Raw genomic sequence first — 26,044 nt, 5'->3', positions numbered from 1 at the left:
TGTTCCCCGGGCAGCGGACGGCGTAGTGCGTGGACGGTCTCCTTTCTCGGGGTTAGGCTGGCGTAGCGGTGTGTTTGCTTCGGTACGAAAACCGACCAGGTATGGAGAGGCGTCCATGAGCCCGGAGGATCGGCTGCGCCCTGCGGTGCAACCCTCTGGGCCGCATGAATTCCAGAGCCGGACGGTGGGGCGGTCGGGGGAGACCCGCGTTGATCGCGGTCCGTGCCGCAGCCCTTCGAGGAGGGTTTCCGCGATAGATAGCTATTTTCCGGACAACATCGAATGCCGCGACTTCCTGTCGCACCCGGCGACCGGAATCGAGCCGATGTGACATTGCCCAGCCCGGCGGAAGAGTCGGAGGACGATGAGGAGGAGATCGACTACCGCTTCACCCTCGCCAACGAACGAACCTTCCTGGCCTGGATGCGGACCTCGCTCGGGCTGCTCGCGGGTGGAGTCGCCGTGCACACCCTCGTCGAGCCCTTCCAGCGGTCGGGTATCCGCCGGGCGATCGCGATGAGCTGTCTCGCGCTCGCGGTCATCGTCGCCATCGGGGCCTACGCGCACTGGCGGCGGGTTCGCGCGGCGATGCGGCGTGGCCTGCCGCTGCCCGCCACCCTGCTGGTGCCGATCCTTTCGGCGGGCATCACCATCGTGTCGGTGCTGGCATGTGTGGCGGTGCTGTTGCGATGAACGAGACGGGCGAACAGGGCGCGGCACGGCCGGGTGCCGACCCCGACGCGGGAAAGGCGTCCGAGCGCACCGCCCTGGCCTGGCGGCGCACCGCCATCTCCTCGATGGTGGTCGCGGTCCTGTTCCTGAACCACGCGGCGGTCGACGACTGGCGTGCGACCGGCACCGCGCCACTGGCCGCCGCGGGCGCCATGCTCGCGCTGGCGGCGCTGTGCCTGGCACGCAACCACAGTCTGCACGCGGGCAGGCGCGACGGTGAACGCGGCGCGATCGTCATGACCACGGTGGCGGTGGTCCTGGTCGCCGCGATCGCCGCCGGTCTGGGATTCGTGGATCCGGCGCCGTGATGAGCGGCGCGACGGTTGATTCGGCAGAGCACAGGAGGATGGATATGAGCACAGCGACCGAACCGAGCGCCATCATCGCGGCCGCGCAGCGTCGCGCCGCCGGAGCTCTGCCCTTCGCCGACGAGACGGATTCGGCCGACGCGCGCCGGGGTTTCATCGCCGCTCTCGACCCCGGCGTCGTCACCATGTCCGACGGAACCGTGGTGTGGGACAACGACTCCTATGAATTCCTGCGCCGACCCTGCCCCTCCTCGGTGCATCCAGGACTGTGGCGGCAGTCCGGGCTTGTCCTCGAACAAGGTCTGTTCGAGGTCACCGGGGGGATCTACCAGATCCGCGGACTCGACCTGTCGAATATGACCCTGGTCGAAGGCGATTCGGGTGTCGTCGTCATCGACCCGCTCATCTCCGCCGAGACCGCCGCCGCCGGACTCGCGCTGTACCGCGCACATCGCGGCGACCGGCCGGTGACCGGGCTCGTCTACACCCATTCGCACGTGGACCATTTCGGTGGCGCGCTCGGCGTCACCACCGAAGCGGATGTCGTCGCAGGCCGCTGCCCGGTACTCGCGCCCGCGGGTTTCCTGGAACACGCGGTGGCCGAGAATGTATACGCCGGGACCGCGATGGCCAGGCGCGCCGCCTATATGTACGGCGCGGTGCTGCCGCGCGGACCACTCGGTCAGGTCGGCGCCGGTCTCGGACAGACCACCTCGCTCGGCACCGTCACCCTGATTCCACCCACTGTCGACATCACCGAGACCGGTCAGCGGGAAATCGTCGACGGGGTGCCCATCGTCTTCCAGGTCACCCCGGGAACCGAGGCGCCCGCGGAGATGAATTTCTACTTGCCCGATCATCGAGCGCTGTGCATGGCCGAGAACGCCACCCACACCCTGCACAATCTGCTGACGCTACGCGGTGCGCTGGTACGTGATCCGCATATCTGGGCCAAATATCTGACCGAATCCATCAACCTGTTCGCCCGCGAGGCCGACGTGGTTTTCGCTTCGCACCATTGGCCGACCTGGGGCACCGACCGACTCGTGGAATACCTCGCACTGCAACGAGATCTCTACGGATATCTGCACGATCAGACGGTGCGACTGTTGAATCAGGGCTGTGTCGGCGCCGAGATCGCCGAGCGGTTCGCCCTGCCGCCCGCGATCGACAGCGCCTGGCATGCCCGGGGCTACTACGGTTCGGTGAGCCACAATGTGAAGGCGATCTACCAGCGGTATATGGGCTGGTTCGACGGCAATCCGGCCCACCTGTGGGAATATCCGCCGGTCGAATCCGCCCAGCGGCATGTGGAGTTCATGGGTGGCGCCGACGAAGTACTCCGCAAGGCGCGCGTGTCCTACGCGGCGGGTGACTACCGCTGGGTGGCGCAGGTGGTCAATTACGTCATCTTCGCCGATCCCGGCAATACCGCCGCGAAGGAATTGCAGGCCAGCACTTTCGAGCAACTGGGTTACGGCGCGGAGAACGCCACCTGGCGCAATTTCTATCTCAGTGGCGCCTACGAACTGCGTTACGGCACGTTCGGCACCCCGACGACGCCGAACGCGCCGACCGTGCTGGCGGCGCTGACCACCGAGCAGATCTTCGACGCGTTGGCGCTGCGGGTCGACGGTCCCAAGGCTTGGCGGCATCGTCTCGTGGCCGACTGGCATCTCACCGACGAGGACCGCACCCACCGACTGGAATTGCGCAATGGGGTGCTGATCCACTACGACAGGCCCGACAGCGTGAAAATGCCCGATCCGGACACGGTTTTCACCCTGACCCGCCACACCCTGATCCGGGTGTTGCTGGCCGGTGACGATTTCGGAGTCGCCGTCGCGGCGGGCGATATCGCCATCGAAGGCGATCCGGTCACGCTGGCCGATCTCATCGATGTCTTCGATGCGCCCGACCCGGATTTCGCCATCGTCACCCCGTAGTCGCGGTCGTCTCGACGCCCATCTGTAGGTGGCGGACGGCGAATTTCGCTATTCTGGCGACTCCCGAGCGATCGCGATAATTCGATCGATCGCAGGCGATTTCTAGGATGGACGTGGCACATTTCGAACTCGTGACCGAGCGGATCCGCTCGGCGCTACGCCTCGGCGGCGGTGATCTGTCGGCCGTCTGCGATACCTGTGTGCAGGTGATTCCGGTGCGGCGGGCCGCGATTCTGATCAATGAACCGCATCTCGGCGTGCAACCATGGGCCGCCAGCGACGAGTGGACCACCCGGATCGAGGCCGCGCAGGCCACGGCGGGCGAAGGCCCCGCGTTCGACGCCGTGGCCACGGGGATGCCCGTCACCGTGGCGGATCTCGGCACCGGATGCGACGGGTGGCCCGCGTTCGCCGCGCTGTTGCGGAGGGAATCGGCCTCGGGTGCGCTGGTGGCGGTGCCGCTGTGCTCGGGCGCCATCCGACTCGGCACCTTGGATCTCTACCTCGACGCTCCCGGCACGTGGTCGTCGTCCACTCTCGCGGAAGCGCAGCACATCGCGAATCTCATCGCCGCACACCTGGTTTCGGCCAATACCGCCCCTCCGCCGACCAGCACCCTCATCCATCACGCGGCGGCAACGGTGATAGCGCAACGCCAGGGGTCGACAGCGGACGCCTACGCCCGGCTGCGCGCAGAGGGATTGCGACGCGGAATGTTCCTCGCGGAGTTGGCCGAGCAGGTAGTCGACCACCGGATTCGCCTCACCGCCGACGACGTTCGCTGATCGGGCGGGATCGATCCCGATTGCTCCTCAGGCCGAGGTGGGCAGCGCGGCGATATACCTGCCCGCCATGTACCGCTGGATCAACCGGACGACGGGACCGCCGATCCGCGTGTACCAGGCTCCCGGCCGGGAAAAGGCGGTGATCAGGCCGTACACGGCGTCATCGGTCGCGTCGTATTCCACCGCGAACAGTTCCTCACCGATCTCGGGATGCCCGGTCAGCGTGCCGTAGGCGAAGCCGCGCCGGTCCGCCTCCTCCAGCAGGTACACCACCTTGCAGGGTGCGGTGATCGCCAGTCGGCCGACGCCGAGTCGCACCGTCAGCACGGTCCCCACCTCGGCTGTCGGCGTGCTCGATTCATCGAAGATTCCGGTGCCCTTCTGCATCACGAACGCCAGGATCGCCACGCCCGCCTGCTCGAAGAGCGCACGTCCGGAACCGATCCGGCGCCGCAGGGTGAAGCAGTGATACCCCGGTGGCAGTGAGCCAGCCGTGGCGCCGATCTCGGAGTAGGTGAGCACGTCGCCCGATTCGTTGCGCATATCCCGATCCTCGCGCTATCGGGCGCGGGACGGAACCGTGCGCAGCGTCTGCGCGTGAGTGCTGTCGACGGACGCGGTTTCCGATCGATGGCGCCGCCCTCCGCGCGGCAGTGCCGAAGAAATATCCGAACGGCCTCACCGCTCACCGATCGGCTTCAGTCGCAACGGCGACAAGTGCAGCAGCGCAAGGGGATCGAGGTATTCGCGACGAGCCCGCGTACCCGCCTCCCTGCGCAGACCCCAGTGCAGGCACGCGGCCGCCGCGCACCCCTCGTGCCCGGCCGCCAACTCTCCGATCCGCGCACCGCGCCCGACCCGGCTGCCGACCGAAACCTTCGCCTGTACCGGCTCATACGTCGTTCGCAGCCCACCCGGGTGGTCGATCGACACCACCGGCCTCCCCGCGACCTCTCCGGCGAACACCACGATCCCGGCCCCGGCCGCAAGCACGTCCTGGCCCGGCCTGCCCGCCAGATCCACGCCGCGATGCCCCGGCAGCCAATCCTGCGCCGGTCTGTCGAAGCGTCGCTCGATCATCGGCCGCGGGCGCAGCGGCCAGTCGAATCCACCGGCGGGTACCGCCGAGGCCGGGGGTCCCGCCTGCGGCGACAGCGCGACCGCGATCCCGACGAGGATGCCGATCGGCCGCGGAACCTTCGCCACGATCACCGAGCGCCCGCGACGCGCGACAGCGGGCGCGTCACCGTGGCCGCTGTCGTTCGCCGTCCCCGCGCAGGTGGATCCCACAGCGGACGATGGCGACGCTGACGATCTCGACACGGCGACCGGCTCCGGCATGTACGGCGACGGCGTGGCCCGGCCGTCACCGGAGCGTGCACCACGGGACTGGCACGGCGACGACCGGCGGGGCGGGAAACGGGGGCGGCAGAACGTGGACCGGCCCCACGGGCAGGCGCATGACGCGAATGCGGCAGGGAGCCGACCGCAGCCACCCGCTCGGCAGACACGCCGAACCCGTGCACGCCGCTGCGACAGCCTTCGGCGCGGGTGGATCCGCGAGTGCCGGATATGCCGGAACCAGGGATGACGCGAATGCCGCCGCGACGATGACGGCCAGCGAAACCGATATGCGATTCATGCCTCCAGCCTCGGCCAGGGGACGGCTCTCCGAGGCCACGCATGGTCGAATGTGGACAACTTTCCGAACTGTGAATACAGCACATTTCGCCTGTTCGGGGCATCGTCGTGCGGCCGATTTAGGTCATGGGGTCCGCGCGCCGTAGACTGGTCGAGCGGTCTGTGCTGGCACGGACCGACTTCGCGCGCCACCCGTGCTTGTTCGTGACGTCGCTGTTCGAACCGGACCTCAATTCGAGATCGTTCGCGGCAGTGCACGTGCGGAGCAGGGAATCGCCGGCTGGTCCTGATCTTTGTGGTCGGGTCCGGTGATTCGGAGGCGCCAGGGCAGTGGATCGCCGATTCGCTGCGTCAACCGGCAAGGAAAGAGAGATACGAGAGCCATGGCTGTCGTAACAATGAAGCAGCTGCTCGACAGCGGCGCGCATTTCGGACACCAGACCCGTCGGTGGAACCCGAAGATGAAGCGGTTCATCTTCACCGACCGCAACGGCATCTACATCATCGACCTGCAGCAGACGCTGACCTACATCGATAAGGCCTACGAGTTCGTCAAGGAGACCGTCGCCCACGGTGGCACCGTGCTCTTCGTCGGCACCAAGAAGCAGGCCCAGGAGTCGATCGCGGCCGAGGCGACTCGGGTCGGGATGCCCTACGTCAACCAGCGCTGGCTGGGTGGCATGCTCACCAACTTCTCCACCGTGCACAAGCGTCTGCAGCGCCTCAAGGAGCTCGAGGCGATGGAGCAGACCGGTGGTTTCGAGGGTCGCACCAAGAAGGAAATCCTCATGCTCACGCGTGAGATGAACAAGCTGGAGCGCACCCTCGGCGGTATCCGCGATATGGCCAAGGTGCCCTCGGCCATCTGGGTCGTCGACACCAACAAGGAGCACATCGCCGTCGGCGAGGCGCGCAAGCTGAACATCCCGGTGATCGCGATCCTGGACACCAACTGCGACCCCGACCTGGTCGACTACCCGATCCCGGGTAACGACGACGCGATCCGTTCCGCCGCTCTGCTGACCAAGGTCGTCGCCTCCGCGGTGGCCGAGGGCGTGCAGGCGCGTGCGGGCGGTTCCTCGAGCGACGACAAGCCGGAAGCCGGTGCGGGCGAGCCCCTGGCCGAATGGGAGCAGGAGCTGCTCGCGCAGGCCGCCCCCGCCGCCGAGGCCGCTCCCGCCGAGGAGGCCGCGCCGGCCGCCGAGGCCGCTCCGGTCGAGACCCCGGCCGAGGCCTGAGACTCACCTGGAACGCGGTATTCAGACACTGTTCCGGCGGTGATCACGAGGCTGTGCCATCGTGATCACCGCTGCCCAGTACTCAGGAGCGTTCGGGCGGATGACAGTCGCCGCCCGTCGCGCACTTTCTCGAAGGAGGCTCGCCACCCATGGCGAACTACACCGCTGCCGATGTGAAGCGGCTCCGGGAGCTGACCGGCTCCGGGATGATGGACTGCAAGAACGCGCTGACCGAGACCGAGGGTGATTTCGACAAGGCCGTCGAGGTGCTGCGCATCAAGGGCGCCAAGGACGTGGGCAAGCGCGCCGAGCGCGCCACGGCCGAGGGCCTGGTCGCGGCCAAGGACGGCGTTCTGGTCGAGATCAACTCCGAAACGGACTTCGTCGCCAAGAACGCCGAGTTCCAGACGTTGGCCGATCAGATCGTGAGCGCCGCGGCCACCGCGAAGCCCGCCGATCTGGACGAGCTGAAGGCGCTGCCGCTGGCGGGCGGGACCGTCGACGCCGCGCTGCAGGAGCTGGCCGTCAAGATCGGCGAGAAGCTCGAACTGCGTCGCGTCGTCTCCTACGACGGCCCGGTCGCGACCTACCTGCACAAGCGTGCCACCGATCTGCCGCCCGCCGTCGGCGTGCTGATCGAGTACACCGGCGAGGGTGACGCCGCGGCCGAGGCCGCCCGCGCCGCCGCCATGCAGGTCGCCGCTCTCAAGGCCAAGTACGTCACCCGCGACGAGGTTCCCTCCGACATCGTGGAGAACGAGCGCCGCATCGCCGAGCAGACCGCTCGCGAAGAGGGTAAGCCCGAGGCCGCGCTGCCGAAGATCACCGAAGGCCGCGTCAACGGCTTCTTCAAGGACGTCGTGCTGCTCGAGCAGCCGTCGGTCACCGATTCGAAGAAGACGGTCAAGGCCCTGCTGGACGAGGCCGGTGTCACCGTGAGCCGCTTCGCCCGCTTCGAGGTCGGCCAGGCCTGATTCAATCGGAAGGCCTCTCGCACGTTGTATCCTGATGTGCGAGAGGCCTTTTGCGTGTCGGCGGTTGTATCAGCGATGCCGACGGGCGCGGGTTTCGGCCGAATCGGGCTCGGCGCTCACCGCAGGGTTGCGGTCAGTGCGAGGCCTGCGATTCCCGCACACGGTTCATGCTTCGGAACATTGTTGAGGCGTGAATGTTTCAGATCTTCGCACGGGCGTGATCGGCTATTCGATTTCGCGCGAGGCCGAACCGTCCGAGGGGGGCTTATGTGCTCGCCGAAACTCGGTAAGGCAGGATGGGAGCGCTCTATGTAGCGCATCCGACTCCGAAATACCGTTGACCCCCAGCCTGCCGAGCGGGCAACCAGCACCGAGGGAGAAGAGCACCGATGACGGACCCCGGGACCGACCGTCCAGGATATCGCCGCGTGCTTTTGAAATTAGGTGGGGAGATGTTCGGCGGGGGCACCGTCGGGCTCGACCCGGATGTCGTGCAGACCGTCGCCGAACAGATCGCCGAGGTGGTCGAAGACGGTATCCAGGTGGCGGTGGTCATCGGAGGAGGCAATTTCTTCCGTGGCGCGGAGCTGGAAGAGCGCGGCATGGACAGAGCGCGCTCGGACTATATGGGCATGCTCGGCACCGTGATGAACAGCCTTGCGCTGCAAGACTTCTTGCAGAAGCAGGGCATCGACACCCGCGTACAGACCGCGATCACCATGGGGCAGGTGGCCGAACCGTACCTTCCGCTGCGCGCCAAGCGTCACCTGGAGAAGGGGCGCGTTGTCATCTTCGGCGCCGGGATGGGTATGCCGTACTTCTCCACCGACACCACCGCCGCCCAGCGCGCGCTGGAAATCGGCGCCGACGTGGTGCTGATGGCCAAGGCCGTCGACGGCGTATTCAGCGCGGATCCTCGGGTCGACGAGAATGCGACCATGTACACCGAGATCACCCATAAAGAGGTGATCGAGCGGGGTTTGAAGGTCGCCGACGCCACGGCGTTCAGTCTCTGTATGGACAACCAGATGCCGATCCTGGTGTTCAATTTGTTGACGAAGGGCAATATCGCCCGGGCGGTCGCCGGTGAGAAGATCGGCACATTGGTTCGGTCCTGACCCCGCGACCCGCGGATCATGACGATGACGACGCTGTGGAGGAAACGGTCGTGATTGATGAAGCGCTCTTCGATGCCGAGGAGAAGATGGAGAAAGCCGTCTCGGTAGCGAAGGATGATCTCGGGGGCATCCGGACCGGCCGGGCCAACCCCGGCATGTTCACCCGAATCGTCATCGACTACTACGGCTCTCCGACGCCGATCACCCAGGTGTCGAGCATTACGGTGCCCGAGCCGCGCATGGTGGTGATCAAGCCCTACGAGCAGGCGCAGTTGAACGCGATCGAAACCGCGATCCGCAACTCGGACCTCGGGGTGAACCCCACCAACAACGGCGACATCATTCGCATCTCCGTGCCGCAGCTCACCGAGGAACGGCGCCGCGAACTGGCCAAACAGGCCAAGGGCAAGGGTGAGGACGCCAAAGTCTCGATCCGCAATGTCCGTCGCAAGGCCATGGACGAACTGTCGCGGATCCAGAAAGATGGCGAGGCGGGTGAGGACGAGGTCGGGCGCGCCGAGAAGGAGCTCGACAAGACCACCGCCAAATACGTCGGTCAGATCGACGAATTGGTCAAGCACAAGGAAGCTGAACTGCTCGAGGTCTGAGGTATCGCGGATGCGGGCGGCGGGCCTACGAAGCAGGCCGCCGCGCACGTCACGGATCGGTAACTACCGAAGACCTGCCGAGTGGGGGACGAACGGAACGACGAGTTGAGCGACGGGACAATCGTGGCCGAGAAAGCCGCCGCGACCGGTGCGGCGAAGGAGCCGAAGCCGGCGAACGGCACACCTGAATCGCCGCGCGGGCATTCCGGCGATTCTTCGACCGCCGAAACCGGCAGTAAGGAATGGGCCACCGATTTCGGGTCGGCGTCCGAGGTCGAACCGCCCGCCGATTCGTCCACCTCCGCTCCCGTCGAATCCGCCGAGACATCGGTACCGCCTTCCGGGAACCCGGTTCCGGCCGAATCCGAGCGCCCGGTCGAACCCACGCCCGCCCCCGCGGGATCCGGCTCGCGGGCAGGTCGCAATCTGCCCGCCGCGCTCGCTGTCGGATTCGGTCTCGGTCTTTCGGTCATCGCCATCCTGCTGTTCGTGCCGAAGGTGTTCATCGCGGTGGTGGGCGCGGCGGTCGGTGTGGCGACCTGGGAGGTCGCCAAGCGGCTGCGTGAGGCCGATGTCCTCGTGCCGCGGATCCCGCTCATCGTGGGTGGTCAGGCGGTGTTCTGGCTCGGCTGGCCGTACGGCACCAGTGGTGTGGCGGGGGCATTCGCCGGTACCGCGCTGGTGTGTATGGTGTGGCGGCTGTTCGATCACGGCCTTCGGACAGCGCCGCGAAATTTCCTGCGCGACACCGCGATCACCATATTCACCCTCGCCTGGATTCCGTTGCTCGCGTCGTTCTCGACGCTGCTGTTGCTGGAAACGGACGGCAACCTGCGGGTGCTGACCTTCATGATCCTGGTGGTGTGCTCCGATGTCGGCGGCTACGTGGCGGGCGTGCTGTTCGGCAAGCATCCGATGGTGCCGTCGATCAGCCCGAAGAAATCCTGGGAGGGTTTCTGCGGCTCGCTGCTCTTCAGCGTCATCGGTGGTCTCCTCACGGTGACGTTGCTGCTGCAGGCGAATTCGATGGTCGGCGTCGTACTCGGCGTCGGCCTGGTCCTGGTGGCGACGGTGGGCGATCTCATCGAATCGCAGATCAAACGCGAACTCGGCATCAAGGACATGGGCACGCTGCTGCCGGGTCACGGCGGCATGATGGACCGCCTCGATTCCATGTTGCCCTCGGCCTTCGTCTCCTGGCTGGTTCTGTCCACCTTGATCTGATCCGTCGTCCGCGCGACCTGATTCGACGGTCGGGGCCGCTAGCGCTTGGCCGCGTGGCGCAACTGCATGATGCGCACGCCGCCGACCAGCGCCATCACCAGGGCGCCGCCGATCACCGACAGCAGAACCGCGACGCCGATCGGCAGGTTGAACTCCCAGAAGAACAGGCTGACCCGGATGCTCTGCAGGTTCTGCAGGATGAAGATCAGCAGGACGATCAGGATGAGGGCCCCGGCGACCAGACCGACCCAGGCGTAGCCGGTGCGGGAGGAAATCGACTTCTTGGCGGTGCCCCTGGGGGTCGCCTGCGGTGGAATCGACTCGGGGTCGGGTAGTTCTTCGGCGTTGGTGGACATGACTGAATCATTGCCGACGACTATCAGGGCCGCACGTATTTCGCCCCGACGGACTCCATGTCGCCCGGCGGAACCCCCGGTGCCGCCAGGTGTGGATCCGGCCTGAATACGCGCGGAACCGGGCCAATGAGAGAATGGGGGCATTATGACCGTCTCCCTGCCCCTCGTTTTCGATGCCCCGCGCCGCGGCATGCCGCCGCGGCATCTCGCCGATCTCGACGCGGACGGACGGAAGGCGGCCGTCGAGGAACTGGGGTTGCCCAAATTTCGTGCCGACCAGATCGCCCGGCAGTACTACGCCAGGTTGCAGGCTGATCCGGAGCAGATGACGGATCTGCCCGCGCCGGTGCGGGAGAAGATCGGCGCGGCGCTGTTCCCGCCGCTGCTGTCGGTGGTCAAACATGTCGCGTGCGATTCCGGGGAAACGCGCAAAACGCTGTGGCGGGCGGGTGACGGCACGCTGCTGGAGAGCGTGCTGATGCGCTATTCCGACCGCAATACGCTGTGTATCTCCAGCCAGGCGGGCTGCGGTATGGCCTGCCCGTTCTGCGCCACCGGCCAAGGCGGGCTGAATCGCAACCTGTCCACCGCCGAGATCGTCGACCAGGTGCGGGCGGCTGCGGCGGCGCTGCGCGACGGTGAGGTCGCGGGCGGACCTGGGCGGCTGTCGAACATCGTGTTCATGGGCATGGGGGAGCCGCTGGCCAATTACAAACGGGTGGTGGACGCGGTCCGCCGTATCACCTCGCCCGCGCCGGATGGACTCGGCATCTCCCAGCGCAGTGTCGTCGTCTCCACCGTCGGCCTGGCCCCCGCCATTCGTAAACTCGCCGACGAGGGCCTTTCGGTGACCCTCGCGGTGTCGCTGCACACCCCCGACGACCAATTGCGCGACACCCTTGTTCCGGTGAACAACCGCTGGCCGGTGGCCGAGGTTCTCGACGCCGCCAGGTACTACGCCGACAAGACCGGACGCCGCGTTTCCATCGAATACGCGCTCATCCGCGATATCAACGATCAGCCGTGGCGCGCGGATATGCTCGGCCAGAAATTGCACAAAGCACTCGGTTCGCGCGTGCACGTCAATGTGATCCCGTTGAACCCGACGCCGGGCAGTAAATGGGATGCCAGTCCGAAGCCGGTCGAACAGGAATTCGTGCGCCGGGTGAACGCCCAGGGCGTGCCGTGCACCGTGCGCGATACGCGCGGCCAGGAGATCGCCGCCGCGTGCGGCCAGCTCGCCGCCGAGAACTGATCCGCTCATCCCGCCCTCGACCGAATCGCGCCCGAATGCGCGGAGCTGAGGGGCGGCATTCGCCCCGCTCAGCCACCTGGATCGACTTATTCGCGCACGAGAGTTGTTGGGTGCTGAAGAGGCGGCCGCATCGAATTGTCGCCTGGCGTGCTTCAGCGGGGCCGGATTCAGCGACGCGCTGTGTGAGCGTGCTGAGCAGGACCCCGACGTGCTTCGCTTCGGACTCGCTCAGTTGTATGGCCTGCGTGAGCAGAGCGCTCGGGTCTGACGAGATGCGAAGTCCGAAGCGAAGAGTCGGCCGCATTCGCATTGCCGCCGACGTGGATTCGTCGGGCACTCCATGGGCCGGATGAGCGTCGGGTGTGGGCGGTGTACAGTGCCGACAAGCGTGGCCACGCAGTCCGCCGCGCACGGCAGTCCGCTGCCGACAACTGATCGGAACCGGTCGAGGGGGTGTCCCGGTGCTGCGCAGCGGTGAGGTATTCGCGGGTTACAGCATCGAGCGATTGCTCGGCCAGGGCGGGATGGGCGCGGTGTATCTGGCCAGGCATCCGCGACTGCCCAGGCTGACAGCGCTGAAGCTGCTGAATCGGGAGTTGTTCTCCGACGACGAGATTCGGGCCAGGTTCGAGCGTGAGGCCGATCTGGTCGCGCAACTCGATCATCCCAATATCGTGACCGTCTTCGATCGGGGCATCGAAGACGAGCAACTGTGGATCTCCATGCAGTACATCGACGGCGTGGACGCCTCGACGGTCGATCCGCGCACCCTGCCGCCGCACCGGGCCGCGCAGATCATCACCGAGACGGCGGCGGCACTGGACTACGCGCACGCCAAGGACGTGCTGCATCGCGATGTGAAACCCGGCAATATCCTGCTCGCGCACGGCGCGGGGCAGGAGCGGGTGCTGCTCACCGATTTCGGCATCGCCCGCCCGCGCGAGGACACCCGGCAGCTGACCAAGACCGGAAGTTTCACCGCCACCCTGGCTTACGCGGCGCCGGAACAGCTGACCGGTGGGCAGTTGGATCACCGCACCGACCAGTACTCACTGGCGTGCACGCTCTACTGGCTGCTGAGCGCGACGGTGCCCTTCGACTCGCCGCACGCGGTACAGGTGATCGAAGGACATCTGCGACGGCCGCCCCCGCCGGTCACCGCCCATCGGCCGGACCTACCGGTGGAACTGGACGCGGTACTCGGGCGGGCGCTGGCGAAACGTACGCCCGACCGCTTCGACAGTTGCGCAGAGTTCGCCGCGGCGGTGCGGGTGGCGTTGAGCCGCAACGGATCTCGTCCAGGCACCGGGCCGCGATCGATCCCCCGGCAGTCGATGCCCCTGGCCGTGCCCGTGGTGGAGCCATACGGCCGAGCCGTCGGTCCCGGAAGTCACCTCGCCCCCCAGGGGACGCCCGAGGGCGGCTATGCGCCGGGCGGAGCGCATCCGGCGCAGGGCGCGGGGTACGCGCAGGCCGGGCCGCCGAACGGCGTCTATCGGGCTCCCGTGCCGATGCCCGCGGGCGGCTACCCACCCGCGGGTCGCCCTCCTGGTCGCGGACCGGTGAACGCCGGTCGGCCGTCGGGAAGCGGTTATCCGGCCGCGCGTCCGCCCGCCGCCTTTCGTCCCCCGCGGCGGCGTAACGGTTCGAAGATCGCCTTGACGATTTTCGGTGTGATCGCGTTGCTGGTGGCCGGTTGTGGTGTCTGGGTGTGGAAGGACGAGACCACCTGGGTATCGCAACTGACGGGTCATTCGAAGGGGCACCAGGATCTATCGGCGATGTCCGCGGCTTTCCCGCAGTTACTGCCCGCAGGCAATCGAGACAAGGGAACCGGATACGAGGGGGCCGCCTGCACCCCCGCATCGGGTTGGGACGACTGGCAGGCCGAAAAGGGTGACCTGTCCGCGCTCGATCATTGGCAGGCGCGATGGGAGTGCCTACTCCAGAACAAAGCCACCTTGGCCTATACGTTCTACACCTACGACACGGAGGGCGCGGCGCAGCGGGCATTGAGCGGGTTCCTGGCCGCAGCGAGCGATCAGGGGACGAGTACCACCGGTAATCGCACCGATCGTCGCGTGATGTACACCAGCGCCTACAACAACGAGTACCCGTTGATCGTCACGACCTTCGACGACCCGTCTCGCGCCCGATGGATTTTGACGTTCGCCCTCGGGTCAGGCGGAATGGACAAACTCGTCGAGAAGCTGAAAACCGTACCGCTCACCTGACCGGGAAAATCGGGACGGTGTCGGTCAGCCGCGATTCTTGGCCGGACGGTTGGTCGCGGCGCGACGCTCGGCCTCCTTGGCCTTGATGCGCTCGTTCTCCGCTCGCACGGCGGCGTGCGTTTCGCGCTCGCGCAGGAGCCAGGCCGGGGGGTCGGCGAGCAGCGCGTCGATCTGCTCGGCGGTGAGGGCATCGGAGACCTCGGCGCGGGCGAGTCCGCTGTTGGAGATACCGAGTTTGCGGGCGACGACATCGCGCGGGAAGGGGCCGGTGCGGCGCAATTCGGTCAGCCACGCGGGCGGATCGGTGCGCAATTTCTCCAACTCGGCGCGCGAGACAGTGGAGTTGCGAAACTCCTCGGGGGTCGCAGGAAGGTAGATGCCGAGCTTATTCGCCGCCGTCAGCGGCTTCATGGTCTGCGGTTTCTGCTCCTGGCTCACCCACTGAGCTTAATCGACGCCACGGGAACGCATCGCCACCACCGGACCGCTTCGGCGCGACCGTCCGATTCGCCGCAGGTCGAAGCGGCTAACCTTCATGCAATGAGCCGGTTCGAGTCGATCGACGTCACCCGCGTGCGGTGGTTCGCCGCGGTCGCGCAGGAATTGCATTTCGCGCGGGCGGCGAAATCCTTGAATATCTCCCGGCAGAAGCTGAGCCGGACCGTCCTCGATCTGGAAGAGGAGTTGGGCACGAAACTGTTCGTGCCCGGCGCCCAGCCGACCGAACTCACCGAGGACGGGCGCGCGTTCCTGGCCGCCGCGCCCGCATTGATCGCCGCTGCCGAAGTTTCGGGCGGGCAACAGGATTCGGATGCGCGGCCCGGTTTGCGGGTCGGATTCGTTCCCGGAGTGACCGTGTCCAAGTGGACCCGCGTCTGGGGTGAACGATTCCCGGATATCGCGCTGGAGGTGGTTGCGCTCACGGCGGCGGACCAACTGGATGCCCTGCGCGAGGATCGTGTCGATATGTGCTTCGTTCGTCTCCCGATCGATCGCGAGGGCCTGAACGCCATCCCGCTCTACCGCGAGGTTCCCGTGGTCGTCGTACCCAAGGATCATCCGATCTCGGTGTTCACCGAGGTCAGCGTGGCTGATCTGGCCGATGAGCGGATGCAGGAAGGCCATGCGATCGATGACGCCGCGGTCACCCTGGAAATGGTCGCCGCCGGCGTCGGTCACGCCGTCGTCCCGCATTCCATCGCTCGCCTGCACGCCCGCCGCGACCTCGTCTACCGCACGGTCACCGACGCCCCCGACACCGAGATCGCCCTCGCCTGGCCCGCCGCACGGACCACCGATCTGGTCGAGGAATTCATCGGCATCGTGCGAGGCCGCTCCGAACGCAGCTCCCGCTCACCCGCCGCCACGGACCGGCGACGCCCGACCGCTGCCAAGCGCCCCGCAGCGGCCGAGAAGCCCACTCCGGGTAAGCATTCCGCGAAGAAGAAGCCCGCGAAACGCCGCGGCCGCTGAACACGAACGCCGTCTCCGCGCGGGGCGGGGACGGCGAGTGAACGTGTGCGCGCGGGATCAGCGCGGCTTGCGCGAGAGGATCTTGTCGTAGCCGATGAATCCGAGGATCGCCACCGCGAAGCCGATCAGGAAGATGTCCTCGACGTGGCCTTTGTGGTTTCCGATGAGCATTCCGAGCAGGATGATCGCGACGACGACGCCCGCGATCTTGAACGTGCGCGGCGCCTCACCACTCCAGCCCCACGCGGCCGAAGGAACCTCGGCGGTATCGACGTGAGTGACGACGGCGCGCTCGGTGTTGGCGGGTTCGAGTTCCGTGGCGGCCACGATCGCTCCTTAGCTCGAGGTTCCGGGGTGATCCCGATTCCGGTATTTCACCGATATCGTGGCATACGACCGTCCGTCGTAGCCAGTGACCCTGCCACAATGGGGCCGTGTCCGACATCGTGAGAGTTCTGCTGCTGGGCAGCACCGGATCCATTGGTACCCAAGCACTCGAGGTGATCGCCGCCAACCCCGACAAGTTCGAGGTGGTCGGGCTGGCCGCGCGTGGCGGCAATGCCGAATTGCTCGCGGCGCAGATGGCGGCCACCGGTACTCGCAATGTCGCGGTCGCCGATGCCGCCGCCGCGCGGGCATTGGGTGTGCCGTTCGGCGGCCCGGCAGCGGTCACCGAACTGGTGCGTCGCACCGAGGCCGACGTCGTCTTGAACGCGCTGGTCGGCTCCCTCGGTCTCGAGCCGACGCTGGCCACCCTCGAATCTGGCACCAGGTTGGCGCTGGCGAATAAGGAATCGCTTGTCGCGGGTGGTTCGCTGGTGACGAGGGCGGCGGCTCCCGGCCAGATCGTCCCGGTCGATTCGGAACATTCCGCACTGGCCCAATGTCTGCGCGGCGGGCGTGCCGAGGAGGTGGACCGGCTGGTTCTCACCGCCTCCGGCGGCCCGTTCCGCGGGTGGACCGCGCAGATGCTGGAATCGGTGAATCCGGCGGAGGCCAAAACGCATCCCACCTGGTCCATGGGTTTGATGAACACCCTGAACTCGGCGTCGCTGGTGAACAAGGGGCTGGAGTTGATCGAGACCCACCTGCTGTTCGGCATCCCCTATGACCGGATCGACGTCACGGTGCATCCGCAGTCGATCGTGCATTCCATGGTCACCTTCACCGATGGTTCGACCCTGGCCCAGGCCAGTCCGCCCGATATGAGACTGCCCATCGCACTGGCTCTCGGCTGGCCGGACCGGGTGCCGGGCGCGGCTGCGGCCTGTGATTTCGGAACCGCCTCGACATGGACCTTCGAACCTGTCGACACCGAGGTGTTCCCCGCGGTCGAACTGGCCAGGCAGGCGGGGGAGGCGGGCGGCAGTGTCACCGCCGTCTACAACGCCGCCAACGAGATCGCGGTGCAGGCATTCCTCGACGGGCATATCCGCTTCCCCGGGATCGTGAGCACCGTGGCCCGCGCGGTCGACGCGGCCGAACGGTGGCGTACCGAACCCGAATCGCTCGCCGATGTCCTCGCCGCCGACAGTTGGGCGCGTGCATACGCTCGCGCCCTGGTCAGCGCGTGACCTGTTCGGTAGAGCCGAGGTGATCGCGGGGCGAGGCGACGATCCGACGCGCGGTGTGACCGTCGCCTGGCAGACTTGTGAGGTGAGGTCGGTCGGCGTCCGGTTACTGTGGTCGGGTGTTCGCGGCCGGGACCGGATGCGGGCGCGGCGGATAATAGCGGCCGATCCAGCGGTCGTGTCGAGGCGAGCTGCGTAACGCAGGAGGGCTGTACATCAATGGTGTTCGCGTTGGGGTTCGCGTTGTTCGCCCTCGGTATCACGATATCGATCGCGCTGCACGAATGCGGACACATGTGGGCCGCTCAGGCGACCGGCATGAAGGTGCGCCGCTATTTCATCGGCTTCGGTCCGAAGGTGTTCTCCTACCGGCGCGGTGAGACCGAATACGGGCTCAAGGCGCTGCCGCTCGGCGGATTCTGCGATATCGCGGGCATGACGGCGCTCGACGAATTGGCCCCGGAAGACCTGGACCGCGCCATGTACCGCCAGAGCACCTGGAAGCGGCTGGTGGTGATGTCCGGCGGTATCGCGATGAACTTCGTGCTCGGTTTCGTCCTGGTCGCCGTGCTCGCGATCGGCTGGGGGCTGCCGCGTTTCGATCAGCCGCCCGCCACCGCGCTCGGCACGATGGGATGCGTGCCGCAGCAGAATCCGGACGGCACCACCCAGCCCTGCACCGGCACCGGACCGGCGCAGACGGCGGGGCTGCGGCGCGGTGACGTGGTCAAGACGGTCAACGGCGTGCCGGTGGCGACGTGGAAGCAATTCCAGGCCGAAACCCAGAAGCAGACCGGCCTGTTCGCCTACACCGTCGAACGCGACGGGCAGACCCTCACCATCCCGGTCGATCCGGTGCGGGTGATGCGCTATCCGGAGGGCGGCGGTCCCGGCAAGGAAGTCAGCGCGGTCGGCGTCGGCGCCGACTTCTACGAGCCGGAGCAGTACGGCGTGCTCGCCGCGATCCCGGCCTCCGCCGTGTTCACCGGCGACATGTTCGTGCGCACCTTCGAATCGCTGGCCCAGATGCCGAAGAAGGTCTCGGCGCTGTGGACCGCGGTCACCGGCGGCGAGCGCGATCCGGAAGCGCCGATCAGCGTGTACGGCGCGAGCCGGATCGGTGGCGAGACCGCCGAGCGCGGGCTGTGGAGCGTTTTCATCCTGATGCTGGCCAGCCTGAACTTCTTCCTCGGCGCGTTCAATATCCTGCCGCTGCTGCCGTTGGACGGCGGCCATATCGCGGTGGTGCTGTACGAGAAGGTGCGTAATTCGATCCGCGCCGTGAAGGGGCTGGCCCCCGGCGCCCCGGTGGATTACCTCAAACTGCTACCCGTGACCTACGTCGCAGTGGTGATGGGTGGCGCGTATATGGTGCTCACGCTGGTCGCCGACATCGTGAATCCGGTTCGGCTTTTCCCCTGATCCGTCCGCTGATCCACGACGACGGTTTTCGACGGGTGCGATCGGGGACAGCGAGCATGTCACCGTCGTCACAAGGTGACGTCCTGATTCGCGCGACTAAGCTTGGCAGGCGAACGGCACGCTCAGCGAACCACGCTCAGCGAACCACGCTCAGAGAACCACGCTCAGAGAACGCAGGAAAGAAGGCACCCGAAAGTGACCAGCACAATCGGATTGGGTATGCCCGCCGCACCGGCGGCCGTTCTCGCGCCCCGCCGAAAGACCCGCCAGTTGACGGTGGGCGGCGTCGGCGTCGGCAGCGACCACCCGATCTCCGTGCAGTCGATGACCACGACCAAAACCCACGATGTCAACGCCACCCTGCAGCAGATCGCGGAGTTGACAGCCTCCGGATGCGACATCGTGCGAGTGGCGTGCCCTCGTCAGGAGGACGCGGACGCGCTGGCGACGATCGCCCGCAAATCGCAGATTCCGGTGATCGCGGATATCCATTTCCAGCCGCGCTACATTTTCGCCGCGATCGATGCGGGCTGTGCGGCGGTGCGGGTCAATCCGGGCAATATCAAGGAGTTCGACGGCCGCGTCGGCGAGGTCGCGAAGGCGGCGGGCGCGGCGGGTATTCCGATCCGCATCGGCGTCAACGCCGGATCGCTGGACAAGCGGATGTTGGAGAAGTACGGCAAGGCCACCCCGGAGGCACTGGTCGAGTCGGCGCTGTGGGAGGCGAGCCTGTTCGAGGAACACGGGTTCGGCGATATCAAGATCTCGGTCAAGCACAACGATCCGGTGATCATGGTCGAGGCGTACCGGCAGTTGGCGGCGCGATCGGATTACCCGTTGCATCTCGGCGTCACCGAGGCCGGTCCGGCGTTCCAGGGCACGATCAAATCCGCGGTGGCATTCGGCGCATTGCTGAGCGAGGGCATCGGCGACACCATTCGGGTGTCGTTGTCCGCGCCGCCCGCCGAGGAGGTCAAGGTCGGCGGGCAGATCCTGCAGTCGCTGAATCTGCGCCCGCGCAAACTCGAGATCGTCTCCTGTCCGTCGTGCGGACGCGCCCAGGTGGATGTTTACACCCTGGCCAACGAGGTTTCGGCCGGATTGGAGGGCATGGAGGTGCCCTTGCGCGTCGCCGTGATGGGCTGCGTGGTGAACGGTCCGGGTGAGGCTCGTGAGGCCGATCTCGGTGTCGCATCCGGTAACGGCAAGGGGCAGATCTTCGTCAAGGGAGAGGTCATCAAGACCGTGCCCGAGGCCCAGATCGTGGAAACCCTCATCGAGGAAGCCATGCGCATCGCGGAGCAGATGGGCGAGGACGCGTCCGGCGAACCGGTGGTCACCGTCAGCTAGAGGCCGAAGATTCGAGGCCGTGTGCGGGGGTGCGCGGCCTCGCCCCGGAATGTTCTTTCCTGATGCGCATACCAAATCCGCGCATTTCGTGGCAGGCTGTCGATGTGCGGAGTCTGCTCGAGCCGACGCGACGGGCGAGGTTCGCCCCCGCGCGTCAGCTGGCGCACCGAGATCTGGCACAGGTTCTCCGTGTCCTGGACGCCGATCCGGTGGCGTCGTGTATGGTCGCGGCTCGATTGCAGGAATTCGGTCTCGACGCGCGAGCGGGGACCGGCGAACTGTGGAGCCGGGGCGGCCCGACCGAGTCGCTGTGCTTCTCCGGCGCCAATCTCGTCCCCTTGCGTGGTGATCGCGCTGCCCTTCGCGCGTTCGCCGACCGCGCGGCACGCTGGCCCCGGGTCTGTTCGTCGGTGGTCGGCCGTCAGGAGTTGGCGCTGCCGCTGTGGGAGTTGCTGTCGCAACGCTGGGGTCCGGCTCGCGAATTGCGCGGCGAACAACCGCTGCTCGCGCTCGCGCAGCCGCCGCTGACGACGCCCGATCCGCAGGTGCGCCGGGCCAGGCCGGATGAACTGGACCGCTATCTCACCGCCGCCATCTCCATGTTCATCGAGGAAGTCGGTGTCGACCCGCGCGCCGGTGACGGCGGCCGCGGCTATCGGCGACGCATTCAGAGTCTGATCGAATCGGGCCGCGCCTGGGCGCGTTTCGAAGACGGTGAGGTCGTCTTCAAGGCCGAGGTCGGGTCGTTGTCCCGGCGCACCGGCCAGATCCAAGGGGTCTGGGTGCACCCGGACCGCCGCGGTCACGGCCTCGGCACGGTGGGCACGGCCGCGATCGCGAACGCGGTGGTGGCCTCCGGCCGGACCGCCAGTTTGTACGTCAACGACTACAACCGGGTGGCCCGCCGCGCGTACGGGCGGGTCGGGTTCCGTCAGATCGCGACGTTCGCCACGGTGCTACTCGACTGAATCGCGCCACGCCGACGCCGAATTGCCGCGTGTCGAGTCGAAATCCGCGCGCGTCCCAGGCGTTTGCCGATAGTTGTCTATACCATCAGTGCCGATGTGGATTCGCATGCTCATGCAGCCCGCGATTATCGTGCTCGCCGTCGCGGCGGCGGGCTGCTCGGTCGGCTCGCAGGGGCCGGTGCCCGCCGCCGACGCTTTCGTGTCCGCCTTCGCCGACCGGAATCCGGATCGGGCGTCTCGACTCACCACGGTGCCCGAGAAAGCCTCTGCCGCAATGGAATCGGCATGGACGAAATTGCAGGCCGAGGCGATGACCGCCGAGACGGGCGCGGCCAGGGTCACCGGTGATACCGCGACCGTCGAATACACCTACGAGTGGAAACTGCCCAAGGATCGGATCTGGCGTTATACCGGTCAATTGCAGATGGGCCGCAGCGACGGTCGCTGGGTCGTGCGCTGGACCTCGTCGAATATCCATCCCAAACTCGGTGATACCCAGACCATGGTGTTGCGCGCGAACCCGCCGCCGCGCGCGCGGGTGAACGAATCGTCCGGCAGCGATGTGATGGTGCCGGGCAAGGTGACCAGGGTCGCCTTCAGACCCGCCGCCGCGACGGATGCGACTGCGGTGTCGAACGCGCTGGCGGCGGCGCTGATCCGCTTCGACGAGCAGCTTACCCCCGAGTCCATCCTGGGGTCCGCGCGAGCCGCCGACGGCGCGCACACCGTAGCGCTGTTGAGCGAGGTCGAATTCGACGAGGTCAGAGCCGAATTGCTCGGCCTGCCCGGGGTGACGCTGACCCAGCAGTGGGATCTGATCCCCACCGAACGTGGGTTCGCCCCGGATCTGCTGGCGCAGGTGCGCAAGACGGTGATCGCGGAGGTGGACGGCAAGGCGGGGTGGAGCGTGGTCACCATGAACGCCAACGGCGTCGATACCGATGTGCTGAAAGAGGTTCCGTCTCAGCCCACCCCGTCGTTCTCGCTGAGTATCGATCGCTTCGTCCAGGCCGCCGCGCAGCAGGCGGTCGACGCGCCCACCGACCAGACCATGATGGTGGTGCTGAAACCCTCCACCGGAGCCATTCTCGCGGTGGCGCAGAACAGGGCGGCCGATCGGGAGGGTCCGGTGGCGACCGTCGGGCAGTACCCGCCGGGTTCGGTTTTCAAGACGGTGACCGCCGCCGCGGCCATGGCAACCGGTCTCGCCACTCCCGATACCGAGGTGCCGTGCCCGAGCCGAATCGTCATCGGGGAGCGCACGATTCCCAACTACAATCTGTTCGCCGTCGGTAGCGTGCCCATGGCGACCGCCTATGAACGCTCGTGCAATACGTCCTTCGCCGAACTCGCGAGCGAATTGCCCGGCGACGCACTGCACACCACCGCCGCGCAATTCGGGGTTGGGCCGGGCTACACCGTGGCCGGGTTGCCGACCATCTCGGGTTCGGTGCCGCCCGCCGAGGACAGGGTGCAGCGCGCGGAAGACGGCATCGGCCAGGGCAAGGTGGTGGTGAGCCCGTTCGGCATGGCGGTCATGGCCGCGACCATCGCCAAGGGGGCCGCGCCGGTGCCGTATCTGATCGCCGGTCGTCCCACCGTCATCGACGGGGATCGGCCAGCGATCGCGCCCGAGGTCATCGAGGGATTGCGGATGATGATGCGCAAGGTGGTCATCGGCGGCACCGCCGAGCGGATCATCGATCAGGGCGAGGTGTACGGCAAGACGGGGGAGGCCGAGGTCGAGGGCGGATCCCATTCGTGGTTCGTCGGCTATCGCGGGGATATAGCGTTCGCCACGCTGCTGGTGAAGGGCGGGAGTTCGGACAACGCGGTGAGCGTCACCCGCGATATGTTCGCCGCGCTGCCGCCGGGTTACTGAGCTGTCGGCGCGGCGCGGCGCAGTGTGGCTGCCAGGTGGTGGGTCAACGGCTCGCCGACCGCGGCCATCCGCAGGGTGTAATCGATGGTGTCGCCCTCGAGGGTGAACGACCGGCCGAGCGCGGTGACCAGTTTCGCCGTGCTGCTGCACCCGATACTGGTCGAGTCGAATTCCATCCGCAGCGCGCCGTCGCTGATGCTGAGCCCGCCCTCGCAGATCTCGGTGATACCCATGGGGTGGGCAAGGATCAGCTCGACGTGATCCGGACTCGGGCAGCGCAGGTAGCCGGTTTCGGCGTGCATCGGCCTGCTGCCGTCGGCGGCACGGGTGCGTTGCCGGTAGGTGAGGAAGGGACGGCCGAGGTGGCCGAAGCGCACTTCCTCCAGGTAGTCGAAGGATTCGATGGTCGGGTATTCGCCGTGCCCCCCGCCGCGCCATATGCCGAGCAGCGGCGCGAGCGGAGCGATATCCGGATGGGGGGCGACGGAGGGTTGAGGTTCGACCACGCGCGACAGCATAGTGCGCCGCGTCGCCGAGGTCGCGTCCCGGCGGCAGAGTCGGCCGAACCTGTCGATTTCCGCACTGTGCGCAGTCGAAGGTTCCCGCGTCCTTCGACGGCCGAATCGGGTGTCTCGGCGCCGCGCCGACGACGAGTGACCGCTCCCGCTAGGTCGGTTTCAGGTCGGTCGCCCAGCGCTTCGACCAGGTCCACAGGGGTTGCAGTGCCGCGGTGAGCTCGGTTCCCGCCGTGGTGAGTTCGTACGTCTTGGCGGGGGTCTTCACGATCAGGCCCGCGGTCTGAAGGTGGTGCAGGCGCACCGAGAGCATGCTCGACGAGCACTGGCCCATGCGCCGGCGCAGTTCCAGGAAGCCGAGGGGAGCGGGTTCCAACTCCCAGAGCACGCGCATCATCCACCGCTGGCCCAGCAGATCCATGGTCGTCAGCATCGGTTCGTCGGCGGGGTCGTCCCGGCCACGGGGTGGTTTGGCCCCACTTGCGCTTCCCATTTCGAACTACCATAGTGATTCTGATTTAGAAGCAATGTCATGGGATGACCGGCGATCGGGAGGGACGGCAATGCGCGCAGGACAGAACACGGGACGACGAATCGTCCTGATCACCGGCGCGTCGAGGGGAATCGGCGCCGAAACGGCGCGCATCCTCGGGGCGGGCGGCGATCACGTCGTCGTCAACTATCGAGAGAAGCGCAAACGGGCCGAGGTGATCGCCGAGGAGATCAGGGCTGCCGGAGGTAGCGCGTCCATCGCCGGCGCCGATATCGCCGAACCCGATGCCGCGCGCACCCTGATCGACGGCGTCGCGGCCGAATTCGGCAGGCTGGATGTGCTGGTCCTGAACGCCTCTGGCGGGCTGGAACGCCAGGCCGGTCCCGGCTACGCGATGGCCATCAATCGCGACGCTCAGGAGCGGCTGGTGCGAACGGCGCTGCCGTGTATGCGCTCCGGTGGACGCGTCGTCTTCGTCACCAGCCATCAGGCGCACTTCCACGGACGCAAACCGGTGCCGGCCGACTACGAACCCATCGCGGCGAGCAAACGTGCCGGGGAAGATGCCCTGCGGGCGATGATCCCCGAACTCGCGGCGCACGGTGTGGAGCTTCGGGTCGTCTCGGGAGACATAATCGACGGCACCATTATCGTGCGCCTACTCGAACGCAGGAACCCCGACGCGGTATCGGCGCGCAAGGACCACGGCGACCTGCCGACCGTCATCGAATTCGCCGCCGCCGTCGCCGCGGCCACCGAGGACACGGCGGAGTCCGGGCACACGGTATACGTCGGCGGGCAGGACTACCTGGCCCTTCCTGGGACCTAGCGACCGGTTGGCCCAATACCTCGGATTCGCGAATTCCGTGGTTCCTGTGGGGCGGACATACGGGACGACCGGGTTGTCCGCTCGGTTTCCGGTACCCGTTCGGTCACATTTGGGAGACGATTTGATGATGTCGGATACCGATGAGCGGGCGACGCGGGCGATGAGCGGTGTGGGCGACCACTGGTTGGTGCCCGGCAAGGAGATGGTTGTCGCGGTCTGCGGCGGGTTGAGCCATGACGGACATCCGATGCTGGAGGCGGCGGTCGAATTGGCGCGCCTGCACGAGATCCGCGAGCGCACACCGCTGTCCGAGGCGGCGGGCATCGATCGGCGGCGGCTGCAGTTGGTGCGCAGCATAGATCGGTGGATGACGTTGACGACGCCGGTGCCGTACGGGGAGGTCGGCACCTATGACATGACGGTCGGGCAGGTGGTCGATCGGCTCGCCGAGCGTGTCACCCAGGTCTGCGTGACATTGGCCCACGCACCGGAGTCGGTGCTCGACAGCGTCTGGGTTCGGGTGCACGAATTGGCCGATACCTACCAGGATCTCGTGGACGGACTACGCGCGGGCACCCACCGCGTACCGGACGCCTGCTAGCGGCCGAAGAGCCGGAACCCGCGTCCCTTCTTGCGGGGAAGTGTCGCGTAGACCATCGTCATATCGGCGAAGACCTCGGCCTCCTGTTCGCGATCGGCGCCGAATTCGGTGCGGCCCAGCGCATGCTGGATCGAGAGAGAGGGGAACAGCGAGGCCAGGGTCGTCGGCATCGGTGCGGTCGGCTCGTCCTCGGCCTTCCCGTGCCCGAGCAGCATATGGCCGATTTCGTGCAGGATGATGTGGTCGGCGTTGCGGTCGATGGCGTCGGCGTCGTAGACGATGATGTCGTCGTGTGTGCGGGCGACCCACAGACCCTTGCCGCGACAACCCCTCTCCGCGAGCATCTCCCCGGGAACCTGACGCACGGAGATGGAGCGTCCCCGATATGCGGCGACCTCGCCGAGGTAGGCATTCAAATTCCACGGATTGGGGAGGGGCACCGCCCGGGTAGCGTCACCGATGCGGGCTTCCATGCTGGTCATCCGGGCCCACCTTACCCATTCGGTCGCGCGGCGTCATCA

At 66.9% G+C, this 26,044-nt stretch carries 28 protein-coding genes; 19 read left to right on the top strand and 9 right to left on the bottom strand.

Annotation, left to right across the window (positions count from 1 at the left end; translation table 11 throughout):
• The first annotated feature begins 327 nt into the window (after positions 1-327).
• The 4 genes from ABZS43_RS02720 to ABZS43_RS02705 all read left to right on the top strand — a co-directional run bounded on the left by ABZS43_RS02720 (position 328) and on the right by ABZS43_RS02705 (position 3,771).
• Positions 328-693, top strand: coding sequence for a DUF202 domain-containing protein (locus ABZS43_RS02720; protein ID WP_355034074.1), 366 nt, complete (start codon positions 328-330; stop codon positions 691-693).
• On the top strand, positions 690-1,040 hold the full coding sequence (locus tag ABZS43_RS02715) for a DUF202 domain-containing protein (protein WP_355034073.1): 351 nt from the start codon (positions 690-692) through the stop codon (positions 1,038-1,040). Before ABZS43_RS02720 ends, ABZS43_RS02715 begins: the two co-directional genes overlap by 4 nt.
• A gap of 44 nt (positions 1,041-1,084) precedes the next feature.
• Positions 1,085-2,986 (top strand): alkyl sulfatase dimerization domain-containing protein, encoded by a 1,902-nt coding sequence (locus ABZS43_RS02710; protein ID WP_355034072.1) that lies wholly within the window; start codon positions 1,085-1,087, stop codon positions 2,984-2,986.
• A gap of 113 nt (positions 2,987-3,099) precedes the next feature.
• Complete coding sequence (locus ABZS43_RS02705) at positions 3,100-3,771, top strand: GAF domain-containing protein (RefSeq protein ID WP_355034071.1); 672 nt, start codon at positions 3,100-3,102, stop codon at positions 3,769-3,771.
• A 27-nt stretch (positions 3,772-3,798) separates the two neighbouring features.
• Here the strand turns inward: ABZS43_RS02705 and ABZS43_RS02700 are convergent, their stop codons facing one another.
• From ABZS43_RS02700 to ABZS43_RS02690, 3 genes are all read right to left on the bottom strand, one after another.
• Complete coding sequence (locus tag ABZS43_RS02700) at positions 3,799-4,314, bottom strand: DUF1990 domain-containing protein (protein ID WP_355034070.1); 516 nt, start codon at positions 4,312-4,314, stop codon at positions 3,799-3,801.
• Positions 4,315-4,449: 135 nt separating this feature from the next.
• Positions 4,450-4,926 carry a M23 family metallopeptidase gene (locus ABZS43_RS02695; protein ID WP_355034362.1) on the bottom strand — a complete coding sequence of 159 codons (477 nt, stop codon included), beginning with the start codon at positions 4,924-4,926 and terminating at the stop codon, positions 4,450-4,452.
• A 211-nt stretch (positions 4,927-5,137) separates the two neighbouring features.
• Positions 5,138-5,413 carry a hypothetical protein gene (locus ABZS43_RS02690; protein ID WP_355034069.1) on the bottom strand — a complete coding sequence of 92 codons (276 nt, stop codon included), beginning with the start codon at positions 5,411-5,413 and terminating at the stop codon, positions 5,138-5,140.
• Positions 5,414-5,795: 382 nt separating this feature from the next.
• On the opposite strand from ABZS43_RS02690, the gene rpsB reads away from it, so the two are divergent.
• The 5 genes from rpsB to ABZS43_RS02665 all read left to right on the top strand — a co-directional run bounded on the left by rpsB (position 5,796) and on the right by ABZS43_RS02665 (position 10,574).
• Positions 5,796-6,650, top strand: a complete 855-nt coding sequence (rpsB, locus tag ABZS43_RS02685) for a 30S ribosomal protein S2 (protein ID WP_355034068.1) — start codon at positions 5,796-5,798, stop codon at positions 6,648-6,650.
• Positions 6,651-6,799: 149 nt separating this feature from the next.
• Complete coding sequence (gene tsf / locus ABZS43_RS02680) at positions 6,800-7,624, top strand: translation elongation factor Ts (RefSeq protein WP_355034067.1); 825 nt, start codon at positions 6,800-6,802, stop codon at positions 7,622-7,624.
• A gap of 389 nt (positions 7,625-8,013) precedes the next feature.
• Positions 8,014-8,742, top strand: coding sequence for a UMP kinase (pyrH, locus tag ABZS43_RS02675; RefSeq protein ID WP_355034066.1), 729 nt, complete (start codon positions 8,014-8,016; stop codon positions 8,740-8,742).
• Positions 8,743-8,792: 50 nt separating this feature from the next.
• Positions 8,793-9,350: a ribosome recycling factor gene (frr, locus tag ABZS43_RS02670; protein ID WP_355034065.1), complete on the top strand. Its 558-nt coding sequence runs from the start codon at positions 8,793-8,795 to the stop codon at positions 9,348-9,350.
• 105 nt (positions 9,351-9,455) lie between these two features.
• Entirely contained in the window at positions 9,456-10,574 is a 1,119-nt protein-coding gene (locus ABZS43_RS02665; protein WP_355034064.1) for a phosphatidate cytidylyltransferase, read from the top strand.
• Between the two features lie 38 nt (positions 10,575-10,612).
• Here ABZS43_RS02665 and ABZS43_RS02660 read toward each other — a convergent pair whose 3' ends face one another.
• Positions 10,613-10,930 carry a lipopolysaccharide assembly protein LapA domain-containing protein gene (locus tag ABZS43_RS02660; RefSeq protein ID WP_355034063.1) on the bottom strand — a complete coding sequence of 106 codons (318 nt, stop codon included), beginning with the start codon at positions 10,928-10,930 and terminating at the stop codon, positions 10,613-10,615.
• Positions 10,931-11,075: 145 nt separating this feature from the next.
• Between ABZS43_RS02660 and rlmN the strand changes: the two genes are divergently transcribed.
• On the top strand, positions 11,076-12,185 hold the full coding sequence (rlmN, locus tag ABZS43_RS02655; RefSeq protein WP_355034062.1) for a 23S rRNA (adenine(2503)-C(2))-methyltransferase RlmN: 1,110 nt from the start codon (positions 11,076-11,078) through the stop codon (positions 12,183-12,185).
• Between the two features lie 461 nt (positions 12,186-12,646).
• Complete coding sequence (locus tag ABZS43_RS02650) at positions 12,647-14,419, top strand: protein kinase (RefSeq protein WP_355034061.1); 1,773 nt, start codon at positions 12,647-12,649, stop codon at positions 14,417-14,419.
• Positions 14,420-14,443: 24 nt separating this feature from the next.
• Here ABZS43_RS02650 and ABZS43_RS02645 read toward each other — a convergent pair whose 3' ends face one another.
• Complete coding sequence (locus ABZS43_RS02645; protein ID WP_355034060.1) at positions 14,444-14,857, bottom strand: DUF5997 family protein; 414 nt, start codon at positions 14,855-14,857, stop codon at positions 14,444-14,446.
• A 102-nt stretch (positions 14,858-14,959) separates the two neighbouring features.
• Between ABZS43_RS02645 and ABZS43_RS02640 the strand changes: the two genes are divergently transcribed.
• Positions 14,960-15,892: a LysR family transcriptional regulator gene (locus ABZS43_RS02640; protein ID WP_355034059.1), complete on the top strand. Its 933-nt coding sequence runs from the start codon at positions 14,960-14,962 to the stop codon at positions 15,890-15,892.
• A gap of 57 nt (positions 15,893-15,949) precedes the next feature.
• On the opposite strand, the gene ABZS43_RS02635 is transcribed toward ABZS43_RS02640, so the two are convergent.
• A complete protein-coding gene (locus ABZS43_RS02635; protein ID WP_355034058.1) occupies positions 15,950-16,219 on the bottom strand; it encodes a DUF2631 domain-containing protein in 270 nt (89 codons plus the stop codon).
• Between the two features lie 107 nt (positions 16,220-16,326).
• Between ABZS43_RS02635 and dxr the strand changes: the two genes are divergently transcribed.
• From dxr to ABZS43_RS02610, 5 genes are all read left to right on the top strand, one after another.
• Complete coding sequence (gene dxr / locus ABZS43_RS02630; protein ID WP_355034057.1) at positions 16,327-17,466, top strand: 1-deoxy-D-xylulose-5-phosphate reductoisomerase; 1,140 nt, start codon at positions 16,327-16,329, stop codon at positions 17,464-17,466.
• Between the two features lie 216 nt (positions 17,467-17,682).
• A complete protein-coding gene (locus ABZS43_RS02625) occupies positions 17,683-18,885 on the top strand; it encodes a M50 family metallopeptidase (RefSeq protein WP_355034056.1) in 1,203 nt (400 codons plus the stop codon).
• Between the two features lie 195 nt (positions 18,886-19,080).
• Positions 19,081-20,235: a flavodoxin-dependent (E)-4-hydroxy-3-methylbut-2-enyl-diphosphate synthase gene (ispG, locus tag ABZS43_RS02620; protein WP_355034055.1), complete on the top strand. Its 1,155-nt coding sequence runs from the start codon at positions 19,081-19,083 to the stop codon at positions 20,233-20,235.
• Between the two features lie 104 nt (positions 20,236-20,339).
• Positions 20,340-21,203: a GNAT family N-acetyltransferase gene (locus ABZS43_RS02615; RefSeq protein WP_355034361.1), complete on the top strand. Its 864-nt coding sequence runs from the start codon at positions 20,340-20,342 to the stop codon at positions 21,201-21,203.
• Between the two features lie 112 nt (positions 21,204-21,315).
• Entirely contained in the window at positions 21,316-23,085 is a 1,770-nt protein-coding gene (locus ABZS43_RS02610; protein WP_355034360.1) for a penicillin-binding transpeptidase domain-containing protein, read from the top strand.
• On the opposite strand, the gene ABZS43_RS02605 is transcribed toward ABZS43_RS02610, so the two are convergent.
• Together ABZS43_RS02605 and ABZS43_RS02600 are read right to left on the bottom strand one after the other, a co-directional pair.
• Positions 23,079-23,603, bottom strand: coding sequence for a peroxynitrite isomerase (locus tag ABZS43_RS02605; protein ID WP_355034054.1), 525 nt, complete (start codon positions 23,601-23,603; stop codon positions 23,079-23,081). The genes ABZS43_RS02610 and ABZS43_RS02605 overlap by 7 nt on opposite strands.
• Before the next feature lie 148 nt (positions 23,604-23,751).
• Positions 23,752-24,093, bottom strand: coding sequence for a helix-turn-helix domain-containing protein (locus ABZS43_RS02600; RefSeq protein ID WP_355034053.1), 342 nt, complete (start codon positions 24,091-24,093; stop codon positions 23,752-23,754).
• A gap of 70 nt (positions 24,094-24,163) precedes the next feature.
• Here ABZS43_RS02600 and ABZS43_RS02595 point away from each other — a divergent pair, with 70 nt between their 5' ends.
• Both ABZS43_RS02595 and ABZS43_RS02590 read left to right on the top strand, forming a co-directional pair.
• Positions 24,164-24,922 carry an SDR family oxidoreductase gene (locus ABZS43_RS02595; protein WP_355034052.1) on the top strand — a complete coding sequence of 253 codons (759 nt, stop codon included), beginning with the start codon at positions 24,164-24,166 and terminating at the stop codon, positions 24,920-24,922.
• Positions 24,923-25,049: 127 nt separating this feature from the next.
• On the top strand, positions 25,050-25,523 hold the full coding sequence (locus ABZS43_RS02590; protein ID WP_355034051.1) for a hypothetical protein: 474 nt from the start codon (positions 25,050-25,052) through the stop codon (positions 25,521-25,523).
• Here the strand turns inward: ABZS43_RS02590 and ABZS43_RS02585 are convergent.
• Complete coding sequence (locus ABZS43_RS02585; protein WP_355034050.1) at positions 25,520-26,005, bottom strand: hypothetical protein; 486 nt, start codon at positions 26,003-26,005, stop codon at positions 25,520-25,522. The two genes, ABZS43_RS02590 and ABZS43_RS02585, sit on opposite strands and share 4 nt — an antisense overlap.
• Positions 26,006-26,044 lie beyond the last annotated feature (39 nt).

This window comes from Nocardia sp. NPDC005366 (assembly GCF_040606855.1).
Lineage (GTDB): Bacteria > Actinomycetota > Actinomycetes > Mycobacteriales > Mycobacteriaceae > Nocardia.
This window is presented reverse-complemented; position numbering and strand designations above follow the sequence as displayed.